The following is a 14,510-nucleotide window of genomic DNA, read 5'->3' as shown; positions in this document are numbered from 1 at the left end:
CTGCTATCTCCCATTCTCGGATTCGTCGCTCGCGCGCAGCGGCGGACGGCGCACGGTCCAGCGGCCGGTGTACTGGGGCTCGCGCCGTTCGGCGAAGGCCGCGAACGCCTCCGGGACGTCCGCGGTCGCGAAGTTGATACCCTGCGCGCGGGCTTCGGCCGCGAGCGCCTCCCGCAGTGTCGCGTCCGCACCGCCGTTCAGCAGGGCCTTGGTTTGCGCGAGGGCCACCGGCGGCCCGTCGGCCAGACGCCCACCCAGGTCGGTCACGAATTCGTCGATCTCCTCCGCGGGCACCACCCAGGTCACCAGCCCCAGCTCACGCGCCTGCCTCGCGTCGATGGTCTCAGCCAGCAGCGCCAGCCGCTTGGCCTGCTGCAGACCGACCAGCCGAGGCAGCAGCCACGACCCGCCCAGATCCAGCGACAGCCCGCGTCGAGCGAAGATCTGTGCGAATGTCGATTCCGGCGTGGCCACCACGAGATCGCACCCCAGCGCCAGATTCCAGCCCGCCCCCACCGCCACACCCGCCACCTTCGCCACGGTCGGCTGTGGCACCTCGTGCAGCAACACCGCGACATCGGTGAGCGCCCGCATCCGATAGATCGGATGCGTGTTGTCCGGCACCGAAATATCCGCCCCCGAGCAGAACGCGCCTCCCGCCCCCGCAATCACCACTGCCCGCACCGACCGATCCCCCGCCACCTCCCGCAACGCATCAGCCAGCGCCCTCCACAATTCCGCATCGATCGCGTTCTTCCGCCCCGGCCGATTCAACGTCAGCGTACGAACACCGTCACGATCCTCAGTCAGCAACACCGGTTCCCCGCTCATCCCGCGCCTCCGCCCCGGGCCGCCCCGCCTGCGCGGCCTCGACCACGCCACACCACTGTCCGGCTCATCACGCGCCCCCCATCGCATCGGACCGGCGCAACTTGCCCGCCACGGCGAAACAGACCACGGCACTGCGCGTTTCGTATCCGGCCCCGGTGCCCGCAGTCCGCCACCGCACCGCGACAGCGGACTGTTACAACGGCAGCGCACCGGCGACGGACCACGCTGCCGCGGCGCCGGGTTCGGCCACGCCACGTCAGCACGACCTCGCTCATCACACCGCTCCCATCAGTCCGGAAAGACGTAGTTCGGCTAGTTCCGCTGCAGTACAACCGATTTCGGTCCGCACCGCGCCGGTGCGCGCGCCCCGGCCCGGGACCGGCCCATCGGGAGGTCATCCGGCTCCGATCGCACCGGTCCGGCGTAGCTCGGCCAGTTCGGTGGCAGTGCAGCCGATTTCGGTCAGCACCGCGTCGGTGTGCGCGCCCAAGCCGGGGACCGGCCCCATCGGCGGGTCGTATCCGGGGAGCACGGCAGGGGGAAGCAGGGAGGGGATGGGGCCGCCGGGGGTGTCGATGGTGCGCCAGCGTCCGCGTTCGACCAGTTGGGGGTGGTCGAGTACCTCGCTGGGGCGGTTGTAGCAGGAGTTGCCGATACCGGCGTCGTCGGCGGTCTTCTGGATGTGCGCCAGGTCGTGCCGCGCGCACCAGGCGCCGATCGCCTCGTCCAGTTCCGCCCGGTGCCGAACGCGGCCGGAGTTGGTCCGGAAGCGTTCCGCCGCAGCGAGTTCCGGTCGAGCGAGGATCTCGGTCGCCAGCCGCTGCCACTCGCGGTCGTTGGTGGTGCCGAGCACTACGGTGCGGCCGTCGGCGGTCGGGTACGCCCCGTAGGGCGCCACGGCGGGCGAACTCATTCCGAGCGGCTGCTGATCGACTCCGGCGTGCCGGGCGTAGGTCAGGTGGTAGCCCATCATCTCGGCCATCGTGTCGAACAGGCTCACCGCGATGCTGCCGCCGTGCGCCGACCCGCGCGTGCGCCCGTGCAGCGCCGCCAGAATCGACAGTGCCGCATACAGTCCCGTGGTGACGTCCGCGACCGGCGGTCCCGGTTTGGCCGGGGCATCGGCGGTGCCGGTCACCGCGCACACCCCGGACTCCGCCTGCACCAGCAAGTCGTAGGCCCGCTTGTGGGACAGCGGCCCACCGGCCCCGAAACCATCGATCTCCACCGCGATCAGATCGGGGTAACGCACAGCGAGATCGGCCGACGCCAGCCCCAGGCGCGCGGTCGCACCGGGCGCCAGATTGGACACCAGCACGTCGGCCCGCTCCAGCAGCCGATGCAGCAGACCCACTCCCGCTTCGGTTTTCAGATCCAGAGTCACCGATTCCTTGCCCCGGTTCACCCACACGAAGTGCGCGGCCTGCCCGTGCACCACGTCGTCGTAGTACCGGGCGAAATCACCACCGGCCGGGTTCTCCACCTTGATCACCCGGGCGCCGAAATCGGCCAGCGTCCGCGTGCACATCGGCGCGGACACCGCCTGTTCCAGGGCGACGACCGTGATCCCGGCCAGCGGGCCACCGGTGTGGTCGCCCATCAGATCACCGTGCCGCCGTCCACCGGCAGCACCTGCCCGGTGATGAACGAGGCCGCGTCGGAGGCGAGGAACACGAACGCGCCCGCCACCTCCTCCGGTTCGGCCCAGCGCCGCAACAGGATCCGGTCGAGCATCGGCCCGGAGAACTTCTCGTCGGTGCGGATGGTCTCGGTCATCGGCGTCGCGGCCAGCGGGGCGAGCGCGTTGACCAGAATGTTCTTGCGCGCCAGCTCTTTCGCCAGTGATTTGGTGATGCCGATGATGGCGGCCTTGGCGGCCGAGTAGTTCACCTGGCCGAGCGTGCCCACCAGCCCGGCGGCGGAGGTGACGTTGATGACCCGCCCGGTGCCGTCGGTGGGCAGGTAGGCCAGCGCGGCCTGCGTGCAGTTGATCGTGCCCAGCGCGTGAATGTCGAACAGCCGCCGCACCGATTCGGCGGTGGTCTTGGGGAACATCGCGGGCGCGGTGACCCCGGCATTGTTCACCACGATGTGCAGCACCCCGCCGGTGAGCGCGGCAGCCCGCTCGACGGCGGCGTCGGCCGCGTCCCGATCGGTCACGTCGAACGCGAAACTCGCTGCCGTGCCGCCGTTCCCGGTGATCTTCTCCGCGACGGCCGCGGCGGCATCGCCGTCACGGTCGGTGACCAGCACGCCCCCGCCGGCGGTGGCCAGCGCCTGCGCCACGGCCGAGCCGATGCCACCGGCCGCGCCGGTGACCAACGCGGAGCGCCCGGTGAGGTCGAACAGTCCCTGCTGGGTCATCAGTAGCTCCTCGGCATTCCCAGGGTGTGCGAACCCAGATAGTTCAAGATCATTTCTTGGCTGACCGGGGCGATGCGCATCACGCGCGCCTCCCGGAAGTAGCGCGACACGTGGTACTCCTCCGCGTAGCCCATGCCACCGTGCGTCTGCAGCGCGCGGTCGGCGGCGGTGAATCCGGCGTCGGCGCACAGGTATTTCGCCGTATTCGCCTCGCGCCCACAGGATTTCCCGTTGTCGTAGCGCCAGGTCGCCTTGCGCAGGATGAGTTCGGCGGCATCCAGCCGGGCCAGCGAGTCGGCCAGCGGGAACTGGATGGCCTGGTTCTTGCCGATCGGCCGGTCGAACACGACTCGCTCCTTGGCGTACCGCACGGCCCGGTCCAGCGCCACCCGGCCCAGCCCGAGCGCCTCGGCGGCGATCAGCATGCGCTCGGGGTTGAGCCCGTCGAGCAGGTACCGGAAGCCCTGGCCTTCCTCGCCGACCCGATCCGCCACGGGGATGCGCAGGTCGTCGATGAAGACCTCGTTGGAGGTGACGGCGTTGCGGCCCATCTTGGCGATCGGCCGGATGTCGATGTGCGCGCGGTCGATATCGGTGAGGAACAGCGTCATGCCGTCGGTCTTCTTGGTGACCTCGGCGTAGCTCTGCGTCCGCGCGAGCAGCAGGATCTTCTCCGACTCCACGGCTTTCGAGATCCACACCTTGCGCCCGTTGACGACGTAGTGGTCGCCGTCGCGGCGCGCGAACGTCGTGATGCGCGGAGTGTCCAGTCCCGCACCGGGTTCCGTCACGCCGAAACACACGTGCAGGTCGCCGGTGGCCACCCGCGGCAGCGTCCGCTGCTTGAGTTCCTCCGATCCGTGCACCACCACCGGCTGCATCCCGAAGATCGACATGTGGATGGAGCTGGCGGCGTTCATGCCGCCGCCGGAGCGCGAGACCTCCTCGGCCAGCAGGGTGGCCTCGGTGATCCCGAGCCCGTGCCCGCCGTCCTCCTCCGGAATGGTCAGGCCCAGCCAGCCGCCCGCGGCGATGGCCTGGTAGAACTCCGTCGGGAATTCGTGGTCCCGGTCCTTCTGCAGCCAGTACTGGTCGTCGAACTTGCGGCACAGTTCGGCCACCGACGACCGGATCAGCTCCTGGTCCTCCGACAGGTCGAAACTCATGCCCGCCGCGGTCGTGTCATCGGACACCTCCACACCTCCATCTCGGTACACCCGCCGCCGGCCGGCGGCGCGACTCAGGACGCCGAGGTGACGCCGTCGAGCCGAATCTCGCTGCCCGCCACTCGGTTTCCGAGTTCGTCCAGATCGTGGGACTGCCGGGCCAGCCAGAACCGCAGGAAATTCGTCAGGGAATAGCGCAGGAACAGCGCCGCACCCACCACGCTCACGGCTACCCCGCCCAGGGCCAGGGTGATGGCGTCGCGCTGGGCCAGCGGATCGGTGGTGCCGTGCGACATGACGTACGCCAGCACCGCGAGCACCGGCCCGGCCACCATGAGCACGACGCCCAGGCGCAGCCACAGTCCGGACCGCCCGGCGGCGGGATCGGGAATCTTCAGTTCTCGCAATTCGCGGACGAACCGGTCCGCGCGTGCTTCGGTCATCTCGAACTTCCTAGGTAGAGGGCTGCCAATTCGTCGCGGATCGCGTCCGGATGTCCTCGCCGTGAGACCCGCCCGCGCACCAGCACGGCGGCGTGGTCGACGATGCCCAGCACCGCGGCGGCGAACTGTTCGACCACGAGCACCGCGACACCCTGCCGGGCGATCTCGGCCACCTGCTCGTAGAGCTGCCCGACGACCAAGGGCGCCAGGCCCATTGAGAGTTCGTCGAGCAGCAGCACCGCGGGATCGGTGGCCAGTCCGCGGGCCAGTGCCAGCATCTGCTGTTCACCGCCGGACAGGGTCCCGGCGATCTGCCCCGCCCGTTTGCCGAGGATGGGGAACCGGGTGAACGCGATCTCCTCGATCTCGGCGCGCGGGCGGCCGGTGAAGGTCATCATCAGCAGGTTGTCGCGCACCGTGAGGTTCGGGAAGACGCCGCGGCCCTCCGGGATCAGGCACACCCCCGCCCGCGCGAGATCACGCGGTGGCGCGCCGGTCACATCGCGCCCGCCGAGCAGCAGCCGCCCCGAGGTGATCGGGTGGATACCGGCGATCACCTTCAGCGCGGTGGTCTTGCCCGCGCCGTTGGGTCCCAGCAGCGCGACCACCTGCCCGGACGCGACCTCCAGATTTACACCGTGCAGCACGGTGATGGCGTCGTAGGCGGCCCGCGCCTCGCACAGGGCGACCAGGTTCGGCGCGGCCGATCCCGTTGCGGCCGTGGTGGTTCCGAGCTCACTCCGGACGTTCATACGTCCCCCAGATAGGCCGCCAGCACGACCTCGTCCTCGCGGATCACCGCGGGCGGGCCGGAGGCGATGACCTTGCCGAGATCCAGCACGAACACTTCGTCGCAGACGTTCATCACCAGGCCCATGTCGTGTTCGACGAGCAGCACCGCGGTGCCGTCGTCGGCGAGCGAGCGCAGCAGGTCACCGAATCGCTCGGTCTCGGTGTGGTCCTGGCCCGCGGCGGGCTCGTCCAGCAGGATCAGGCTCGGGCGCGCCGCGACGGCCCGCCCCACCTCCACCAGCCGCGCGGTGCCGGTGGGCAGGTCGTCGGCGGAGGTATCGGCCACCTCGTGCAGGCCGAGCCGCTCGATGATCTCGCCGACGATTCCGGCCGCCTGCCGCCGGTGCCGCCCGAGTTCGGCCGCGACCAGCAGGTTGTCGCGAACGGTCAAGCGCCCGAACAACTCCAGCCGCTGGAACGTGCGCGCCAGCCCGTGCCGCGAGCGCCGCGACGGCCCGAGCCGGGTGACGTCCGCGCCGCCGATCGCCACCCGCCCGGTGGTCGGTTTGCGCAGCCCGCAGATCACGTCGAACAGCGTGCTCTTCCCGGCGCCGTTGGGGCCGATCAAGCCGGTCACCGCGCCGCGTTCGGCCCGCAGCCCCGCGCCGTCGAGCGCGCGATTGCCGCCGAACACGACGGTGACATCGTCAACTTCCAGTAGCGACGGCACGATCGAGCACCTCCCCGTCCTTCGAATTCCACGGGCGCTTGATGCCCCACCACTCCACCGGCACCTCCGCCGGTCCGGGTTCCGGCCGGGTCCTGGCCCGGTGCCAGAGCCGGGCGGCGATGGCGGCCACCACGGCTCCCGCGGTGAACATCCAGCCGTCGATGGTGTCGAGCAGCCGCAGGGCCCACAGCGCGAGCAGCACGAGAATCAGTGCGGGACCGACGATCCGGTCGCGCAGCATCGGGAACCAGTCCTTGCGCATCGGGCCGATGGCGCCCTCGCGGAGCACGCCGCCGCCGAAGGCGATGCCGCCCAGCGACGGCAGCACCTGGGCCAGGTTCTGCAAACCGGGCCACAGCACGGGAATCACGTTGAGCGGCCCCGCGAAAACGAGACCGGTGAACAGTCCCGCGCCGACAGCGCCGAGCCCGGCGATGGTGACGATCAGGAAGATCGGCAGTCCCGCCACCAGATTGAACTGATCGGGCGCCACCGCCTGCAACTGCATGCCATACAGCGCGCCACCCAGTCCGGCGATGGCGGCCGACAGCGCGAACACCAGCACCCGCGCCGCCAGCAGACTGCCGCCGAGCGTGGCGTAGGCGGCCTCGCTGTCCCGCAGCGCGATCAGTCGACGCCCGAATCGACTGCGCCGCAACAGCGCGATGCCCAGGCCCGCCACCGCCAGGCACACCGCCGCGAACACGGTGATCTCCGCGGTGGTATTCAGTTTCCAGCCGAACAGATCCGGCCCGACCAGCGACACCGAGCCCTGATCGAACAGCGCGATGCGCACACCGAGCAGTTCGAACGACGGCAGCGTGAAGATCCACCGGTCCAGCACCACCGCGAAAGCCGCTGTCGCCAGGGCCATGTACACCCCCGACAGCCGCAGCGCCGGAATCGCGACCACGGCGCCGACCACCCCGGCGATGGCCATCGCCGCGAGCAGCGCCCACCACTGGCCGTCGGGCCCGAGGTGCGAATAGGCCACCGCCCCGACCCCGGCGAGACTGAGCTGGCACAACGAGATCTGCCCGGCGAACCCGAGCAGCGGCACGTACGACAGCGCGATCACACCCCAGGCGAACATGGCGCCGTAGGTGATCAGATCGGCCTCGCCGAGCATGGTCGCGAGGAACAGCCCGAACACCACGATGGTCGCGGCGAACGCCATCGAGCCGTTGATCGTCGGCAGCGGAACGGGTTTCAGCTTCCGGTCGCGGCCGCGCAGCCGCCCGTGCGGGAACATCAGCAGGGCCAGGAACAGCAGCAGCGCCGGGGCCGCCAGCCGCAGGCCGGGCAGATACTCGTTCTGCGGCAGGTACCCGGTCAGGTAGCTCTCCATCAGGCCGACCACCACCGCGCCCGCGAAAGTCATCGGCAGATTGCGCAGGCGGCCGAAGATGGCGGCGGTGTAAGCGCTCACGATCAGCAGCGACAGCTGCGCGGCGTCCAGCGCCACGGTCGGCGCGATGAGAATGCCGCCGACCGCCGCCAGCTCGATGCCGAGGATCCAGGCGACCCGGTTGGCCCGGCCGGGATCGGCGCCCGTGAGCCCGACCAGCGCCCGGTCGTCCACGGTCGCCCGCATCTCGGCGCCGGTCCTGGTGCGGAACAACAGGATTCGCAACGCCACCGCCACCACCACCGCGACGCCCATGGTGAGCGCCTGATGCCAGGTGATCGTCACCACGCCGAGGTCGATCGAGGACTTGTCCGCGAAGAACCGCGGCAGCGACCGCGACTTGTTGGGGTCCCAGACCCACCGCGCCAGGACGATCAGACCACTCAGCAACGCGATCGTCATCACCAGTTTCTCGGCGTCACCGAGGCCCTGGGTCGGGGCCAGGGCCTTGCCGAACACCAGGCCGAACAGCGGCGCGAACACCAGCAGCACCGCGACGACCGCGATCGGCACCGGCCAGCCCCACCCGATCGTCATCTGCCAGTACACGAACGCCGAGATCATGCCCGCCGCGCCGTGCGCGAAGTTGAACACGCCCGTGGTGGTGTAGGTGAGTACCAGCCCGCTGCCGATCACGGCATAGATCGCGGCGGTACTGAGACCGACGATCCCGAAGGCGAGGAACTGCTCCATCAGTGCGACAGCCCCGTCACTTCAGATCGCTCATGCTCTTGCCGACATCGGCGAGGGTGGTCGGCTTGCCGAAGTCCCGGGTGTACTTGTACGCGGTGAAGCCGCAGCGGAACACGCCGTTGTCGGGCTTGAAGTCGGCGGTCTTCCAGCCGTCGGCGGTGGCCTGCTGCACGTTGAAGCAGCGGGTCTGCTCCGACAACGGCTTGGACAGATCTACCGGCGCCTGCAGGCCGCCGCCGGTCCACGCGGTCTGTGCCGCCGCCGCGTGGTAAACGCAAGCGCGCGTGAGATTGTCGCCGCAGCCGCTCGCGGATTTGGCGAACAGTAACCACGACTGGAAGGCGCGCAGCACCTGGAAGGTGATGTCGGCGTCGGGCGCGTACTGCTCGAACAGATCCTTCAGCTGCTGCACCGCGGGCACCTTCGCGGCCGCGTCCAGCGGGGCGGTGCCGCTCATGTCCAGCACGTTGTTCTGCGTGCCGAGCGAGCTCTTCGCCGCGTCGAGGAACATCTTGTTGTAGGAGTTGGCGTTCGCGTCGATCCAGTCCAGCCTGTAGTTCATGCTGGTCAACGTGTCCTCGAGCTTGGCCAGGTAGCGGAAGTCGCCGAAGAAGATCAGGCCCTTGACGTTGTTGGACTTGATCGCCTGCGCGTACGGCGTCCAATCCGAGACGCCCGCGATGGGGTAGAGCTCGTTGTAGACGATCTTCGCGCCCGCGGCGGTGAGCGATTCGCCCATCTTGTCGCCCATGACCTTGGTGATGGGCGAGTCGCCGTTGATCATGCCGACCGCGCCGGCCGACTCCGGGTAGGCCTCCTTGATCAGCCAGTCCTGGAATCCGCTGTACGGGTTCACCGCTTCCGACGCCGAGGAGCCCGAGCCCAGCTGCAGGTCGGAGCCGGTGTTCGCGGTCTGGGTGACCTGTGCGGGGAACTCCGGCAGCAGGCAGGACAGCCGGTCCTTCACGCCCAGGCCGTCCAGCGCGGCGCTGCCGCCGACGAGGAAGAAGTCCTCGCGGCAGGCGTCCAGCATGCGCTGGCGCACCTCCATCAGCTTGGTGTCGCGCAGCTTGTTGACGATCTTGCGCCCGTTGATGCCGCCCGCCGCGTTGCACCAGGACGTGAACACCTTGGCGGCATCGACGAAGTCGGGGTTCTTCGTGAACCCGATGTCGGAGAACATCCCGACCTGGATCTCACTCGCCGTCACGCCCTGCGCGGAAGCGGTTTTCGCGCTCCCCGGCCCGCAGACGCCGGTCAGGTCGCCGAAGTTGCCCGATGCGGCGGCCGTGCCCGAGCCGCCCTCCTCGGTCCCGCGGCTGCCGCCCTCTCGGGCGCAGCCGGCCGCTACCAGGAGCGCGAGCGCCAGCAGGGCGACGATTATGCGCTGCGGTTTCACCGTGGTTCCTCCTCCGTGAGCCGCCCGGGAGGGGCTCTGTGACCAGTTTGGAAACTATCTTCTCAGAATTGGATAATCAATACACGCGGTTTGGAGAGTGTGATCCTCGCAGGCCGCGGCCGACGGATCGTTGACACGATGACAGCCGCGTGGAAACCTAATAGCCGAATATGAGAATGCGATTCTCGCAGGTCCGCGTACCGACACCTTCGGCGCACCAGCCGGACTACGAAAGGTAATCCGTTGGCACACTTCACCAAACCGGCCGCCGGGAGCTGGACCCAGAACTATCCGGAACTGGGCACCGAGCCGGTCGACTACACCGACTCCATCGATCCCGCCTTCTACGAGGACGAGCGCCGGGCGATCTTCCGCAAGAACTGGCTCAACGTCGGACGGGTCAACCGGCTACCTCGCGCCGGCAGCTACTTCACCAAGGAGCTGGCCTGCGTCGGCACCTCGCTGATCATCGTCAAGGACACCAAGGGCGTGGTGCGGGCGTTCCACAACATCTGCCGGCACCGCGGTAACAAGCTGGTCTGGGACGACTTCCCGGGCGAGGAGACCGCCGGTACCTGCCGCCAGTTCACCTGCAAGTACCACGCCTGGCGCTACAGCCTCGAGGGTGAGCTGACCTTCGTCCAGCAGGAGAAGGAATTCTTCGGCCTGGACACCGACAAGTTCGGCCTCAAGCCGGTGCGCTGCGAGGTGTGGGAAGGGTTCATCTTCGTCAACCTCGACGAGAACGCCAAGCCGCTCACCGAGTATCTGGGCGGCTTCGCCAAGGGCCTGGAGGGCTACCCGTTCGAGCAGATGACCGAGGTGTTCAGCTACCGCGCCGACATCGGCAGCAACTGGAAGCTGTTCATCGACGCGTTCGCCGAGTTCTATCACGCGCCGATCCTGCACATGAAGCAGGCGGTCAAGGACGAGGCCGACAAGCTGGCCAATATCGGCTACGAGGCGCTGCATTACGAGATCGACGCGCCGCACTCGATGGTGTCGTCGTGGGGCGGCATGGCGCCGCCCAAGGACCCGAACATGGTCAAGCCGATCGAGCGGGTGCTGCGCAGCGGGTTGTTCGGCCCCTGGGACCGGCCCGATATCGAGGGCCTCGATCCGCTGCCGGAGGGCATCAACCCGGCCAAGCACCGGGCTTGGGGCGTGGACGAGTTCGAGTTCTTCCCGAACTTCTCGCTGCTGTTCTGGGCGCCGGGCTGGTTCCTCACCTACCACTACTGGCCGACCGCGGTGGACCGCCACATCTTCGAGGCGAGCCTGTATTTCGTGCCCGCCCGCAACGCCCGCGAGCGGCTCGCCCAGGAACTGGCCGCGGTCACCTTCAAGGAGTACGCGCTGCAGGACGCGAACACCCTGGAGGCCACCCAGACCATGATCGCCACCCGCGAGGTCACCGAGTTCCCGCTCAACGATCAGGAGATCCTGCTCCGCCACCTGCACAAGACCGCCCAGCGAATCGTCGAGGAGTACCGCAATGGCAGCGCACAGTAACGGCACCGGACCACAGCTCCCCGCGGAGTTCGCCGAGTGGTCGCGGTTCTCCGGCTGGATCCTGCCCACCGAACCCGAGCGCTACCGCAAGCGGCTCAGCTCGTCGATGGCGGAGATGCAGGACCTCTACGACACCGTGTTCCCACGGCTCGAGGCGGCAATGGCGTTCTGCGACAAGTACGAATGGGGTGACCTGCCCGACGAGGTGCGCAACCTGTTCCACCTGCTGCAGTCGCTGGTGATGGTGTCGTTCCCGGTCGAGGTGTGGAAGCAGCCGCGGGTGCCCGACTCCGGCGCGGCCTACCTCGACATCGTCCGCGAGCCGGTGGTCTGAGCGGTGCCGGGCACGGTTACCGGCGCGGACGAGCAGATCACCCGATTCCGGTCGGGCCTGCGCGACTGGCTGGACGCGAACGACCTGACACCCGGCCCGGACCGCTCGCTGGACGGGCAGATCGAGCAGCTGCTGCGGGTGCGGCGCGCGCTGTACGCCGCGGACTGGATGCGCTACGGCTGGCCCGCCGAGGTGACCGGACTCGGCGGGCCCGCCGCCCTGCGCGCGGTGCTGGGCGAGGAGGTCGCCTCCCGCGACCTCGCCGAACCCGGCATCTACTCGATGATCGAGGTGCTCGCGCCCACGATGATCAGCTACGCGCGCCCGGAGCTGGCCGCGGCGATGGTGCCGCTGCTGCTGTCCGGGCGCGAACAGTGGTGCCAGGGCTTCTCCGAACCCGGGTCGGGCAGCGACCTGGCCTCACTGAGCACCAAAGCGGTTGCCCGCGACGGTGATTGGGTGGTCAGCGGGCAGAAGGTGTGGACCAGCCTGGCCCAGTACGCCGCCCGCTGCGTACTGCTCACCCGCACCGGAACGGGCCACGACGGGATCACCGCCTTCTTCGTCGACATGGACTCCCCCGGCATCACGGTGCGACCGCTGCGCACCATGCACGGCGTCGACGAATTCGCCGAGGTCTTCTTCGACGACGTGGTGGTCCCGGGTGACCGCATGCTCGGCCGGCCCGGCGACGGCTGGCGAGTGGCGATGGACCTGCTGCCCTACGAGCGCTCCACCTGCTTCTGGCATCGCATCGCCTATCTGTTCACCCGCCTGGATCAGGTGCTCGAACAGACCACCCGACCCGACGACGCCGACCTCGGCGCGGCATACCTCGCACTGCACACGGTCCGCTGCCGCTCCCACGCGACTCAGCGTCGCCTCGCCGCCGGCGACCGGCTGGGCCCGGAAACCTCGATCGACAAGGTCCTCCTGGCCACCGCCGAACAACAACTGTTCGACACCGCCCGCGACCTGCTCCCCGGCGCCGTCGAACTCACCGATCCCCAGTGGCGCACAGAGTTCCTCTACTCCCGCGCCGCCACCATCTACGGCGGCACCGCCGAAATCCAACGCAACATCATCGCCCGCCGCCTACTCGGCCTGGGCAAGGAGTAAGCGTGCCCCCACCCGGCTCCAGCCATCCATCCCCACGCGCTCCCGCCACCCGGCTCACACCATCATCCCGGCATGCTTTTGGCCGGGATCCACGCCAGGCAGCTGGATTCCGGGCGAAGGCATGCCGGGATGACGAGAGGCCGATCACCGCAATCGCTTCGGGCGAGACATCAGCGGAGAAGGAGTGCGCATGACCGTTCTCGACGCGGGCGAACTGGATCTGCTCGCCGATACCCTACGCAAGGCGATGACCACCGGAAGCGCCACCGAACTCGATGCCGCGCTGGGCGAACTCGGCTGGGCGGAACTGCTCGTGGAGATGCCGGATGTCGCTGTGCCGCTGGTGTTCCGGCTGCTCGGAGAGACCGGGGCGCACGCCGCCGTGCTCGACGACGTGGTGCGGCACGCCGCCGGACGGCCAGGGCCGCAACCGATTCCGCTGCCGTTCTCAGGCGGTACCCGGGTGGTATGGGACCGAACGGCCGAACCGGGGGTCGCCGTGGACGAGGACCTTCCACTGCGAATTGTCGACTCCGGCACCGAACTCCCGGACACCGCCCTGGCCGCAGGACGCCGCGCACTCGGCTGGTGGCTCCTCGGCACCGGCCACGCCATGCTGACCCTGGCCCGGCGACATGCCTTGGAGCGCAAGCAGTTCGGCCGCCCCATCGCCTCCTTCCAAGCCGTCCGCCACCGCCTCGCCGAAACCCTGGTAGCCCTGGAAGGCGCCGAAGCCACCCTCGCCCACGCCGACACCGACCTGGGCGCCCTCCTGGCCAAGGCCGCCGCGGGCCGAGCCGCACTGATCACCGCCCGCCACTGCCAACAAGTCCTCGGCGGCCTGGGCTTCACCGCCGAACACACCCTCCACCGCCACATCCGCCGCACCCTCGTCCTCGACGGCCTGCTAGGCAGCACCAGAGAATTGACCCACGCCGCAGGCACCCACATCCGCACCTCCGCCTCCGCCCCCCGCCTCGCCCACCTCTGACCCGCACACCCGCCTCGGCCCTGCGGCCCGCGCCTGCGTCCGCTACCTGGCCGCGATCCATATCGCTGCTGTCAAAGCCACTGTGGAGGCGGTCGGCGGCACGGAAGTCCGGTGCCGGAAAGGGTTGCGGCACCGGACTGTCGGGACTCGAGTACTGTTCAGCAGGCGGGAGACGTGCCGCCCTGGATTGCCAGCAGGGCGCAGAAGGTGGCGGTGGCCACCTTCCACTTGCCGCCTTCCCGTACTGCCTGGCCGGTCTGGTCGGGCAGCATCGGGTTGCCGCCGATGAGCAGCGTGTAGGTGACGTCGGCGTGGTCGGCGTCCACCGGCTTCACCGCGGCGACGGTCACCGTGGTGCCCTGCGCCTGCGGGTTGGCGGCCTGCGCGTCCAGGATCGGGCGGAAGACGTCGCCGTTCTGCACCACCGCGGCCTTGTCCTGCGGCGGCGTGCTGCCGGCGAAGAAGGTCGTGTAGACGTCGGTGACGGCCTTGGTCGTGGCCGGGTCCGCTTGGGCCGCAGCCGAACTGGTGGCCGCCGAGGTGGACGACGACGCCTCGGCGGAATCGTCGTCGTCGGAGCCGCAGCCGGTGAACGCTACGCTCGCGACGAGGGCCGCGCCGCAACAGATCGCGGCCCGGCGAAGGATGGAATCGCGCATGGATTTCCTCGTTTCGAAAGGGAACAGCGGTGGCGCCGGAGCGCCGATGGTCCCGGACGGACACCGTGCCCCTGCCGCGAGGCGAGACGGACCGTGCGGGTGCTGCCGGTCGCCCGGCAGACGATGTCG

At 69.2% G+C, this 14,510-nt stretch carries 14 protein-coding genes; 4 read left to right on the top strand and 10 right to left on the bottom strand.

From position 1 onward, the window contains the following. Positions 1 to 3: 3 nt before the first annotated feature. From NWFMUON74_RS13915 to NWFMUON74_RS13875, 9 genes are all read right to left on the bottom strand, one after another. Entirely contained in the window at positions 4 to 831 is an 828-nt protein-coding gene (locus tag NWFMUON74_RS13915) for an enoyl-CoA hydratase/isomerase family protein (protein WP_187688211.1), read from the bottom strand. Positions 832 to 1,225: 394 nt separating this feature from the next. Next, positions 1,226 to 2,431: a CaiB/BaiF CoA transferase family protein gene (locus NWFMUON74_RS13910; RefSeq protein ID WP_187688210.1), complete on the bottom strand. Its 1,206-nt coding sequence runs from the start codon at positions 2,429 to 2,431 to the stop codon at positions 1,226 to 1,228. Further along, positions 2,431 to 3,195, bottom strand: coding sequence for an SDR family NAD(P)-dependent oxidoreductase (locus NWFMUON74_RS13905; RefSeq protein WP_187688209.1), 765 nt, complete (start codon positions 3,193 to 3,195; stop codon positions 2,431 to 2,433). Before NWFMUON74_RS13905 ends, NWFMUON74_RS13910 begins: the two co-directional genes overlap by 1 nt. Next, on the bottom strand, positions 3,195 to 4,361 hold the full coding sequence (locus tag NWFMUON74_RS13900) for an acyl-CoA dehydrogenase family protein (protein WP_187689145.1): 1,167 nt from the start codon (positions 4,359 to 4,361) through the stop codon (positions 3,195 to 3,197). Before NWFMUON74_RS13900 ends, NWFMUON74_RS13905 begins: the two co-directional genes overlap by 1 nt. Before the next feature lie 74 nt (positions 4,362 to 4,435). Next, complete coding sequence (locus tag NWFMUON74_RS13895) at positions 4,436 to 4,804, bottom strand: hypothetical protein (protein WP_187688208.1); 369 nt, start codon at positions 4,802 to 4,804, stop codon at positions 4,436 to 4,438. Continuing rightward, positions 4,801 to 5,556 carry an ABC transporter ATP-binding protein gene (locus tag NWFMUON74_RS13890; RefSeq protein ID WP_187688207.1) on the bottom strand — a complete coding sequence of 252 codons (756 nt, stop codon included), beginning with the start codon at positions 5,554 to 5,556 and terminating at the stop codon, positions 4,801 to 4,803. The genes NWFMUON74_RS13895 and NWFMUON74_RS13890 overlap by 4 nt, the downstream gene beginning before the upstream one ends. After that, positions 5,553 to 6,266 (bottom strand): ABC transporter ATP-binding protein, encoded by a 714-nt coding sequence (locus tag NWFMUON74_RS13885; RefSeq protein WP_187688206.1) that lies wholly within the window; start codon positions 6,264 to 6,266, stop codon positions 5,553 to 5,555. The genes NWFMUON74_RS13890 and NWFMUON74_RS13885 overlap by 4 nt, the downstream gene beginning before the upstream one ends. Next, positions 6,244 to 8,367, bottom strand: coding sequence for a branched-chain amino acid ABC transporter permease (locus NWFMUON74_RS13880; protein WP_187688205.1), 2,124 nt, complete (start codon positions 8,365 to 8,367; stop codon positions 6,244 to 6,246). The genes NWFMUON74_RS13885 and NWFMUON74_RS13880 overlap by 23 nt, the downstream gene beginning before the upstream one ends. A 16-nt stretch (positions 8,368 to 8,383) precedes the next feature. Continuing rightward, positions 8,384 to 9,766, bottom strand: coding sequence for an ABC transporter substrate-binding protein (locus NWFMUON74_RS13875; RefSeq protein ID WP_232111013.1), 1,383 nt, complete (start codon positions 9,764 to 9,766; stop codon positions 8,384 to 8,386). 243 nt (positions 9,767 to 10,009) lie between these two features. Here NWFMUON74_RS13875 and NWFMUON74_RS13870 point away from each other — a divergent pair, with 243 nt between their 5' ends. The 4 genes from NWFMUON74_RS13870 (at position 10,010) to NWFMUON74_RS13855 (ending at position 13,722) form a co-directional block, all read left to right on the top strand. After that, entirely contained in the window at positions 10,010 to 11,278 is a 1,269-nt protein-coding gene (locus tag NWFMUON74_RS13870) for an aromatic ring-hydroxylating oxygenase subunit alpha (protein ID WP_187688204.1), read from the top strand. Beyond that, the gene (locus NWFMUON74_RS13865) at positions 11,262 to 11,612 is read left to right on the top strand and encodes a hypothetical protein (RefSeq protein ID WP_187688203.1); all 351 of its coding nucleotides are present in this window, start codon (positions 11,262 to 11,264) and stop codon (positions 11,610 to 11,612) included. Before NWFMUON74_RS13870 ends, NWFMUON74_RS13865 begins: the two co-directional genes overlap by 17 nt. A gap of 3 nt (positions 11,613 to 11,615) precedes the next feature. After that, positions 11,616 to 12,731, top strand: coding sequence for an acyl-CoA dehydrogenase family protein (locus NWFMUON74_RS13860; protein ID WP_232111012.1), 1,116 nt, complete (start codon positions 11,616 to 11,618; stop codon positions 12,729 to 12,731). A 190-nt stretch (positions 12,732 to 12,921) separates the two neighbouring features. Next, entirely contained in the window at positions 12,922 to 13,722 is an 801-nt protein-coding gene (locus NWFMUON74_RS13855) for an acyl-CoA dehydrogenase family protein (RefSeq protein WP_187688202.1), read from the top strand. Between the two features lie 158 nt (positions 13,723 to 13,880). Here NWFMUON74_RS13855 and NWFMUON74_RS13850 read toward each other — a convergent pair whose 3' ends face one another. Continuing rightward, positions 13,881 to 14,381 (bottom strand): MTB12 C-terminal domain-containing protein, encoded by a 501-nt coding sequence (locus NWFMUON74_RS13850; protein WP_187688201.1) that lies wholly within the window; start codon positions 14,379 to 14,381, stop codon positions 13,881 to 13,883. Positions 14,382 to 14,510: the final 129 nt, after the last annotated feature.

Source organism: Nocardia wallacei, assembly GCF_014466955.1.
Classification (GTDB): Bacteria; Actinomycetota; Actinomycetes; order Mycobacteriales; family Mycobacteriaceae; genus Nocardia; species Nocardia wallacei.
The sequence above is the reverse complement of the archived record's forward strand: the minus strand, read 5'-3'. Positions and strand labels throughout refer to the sequence as shown.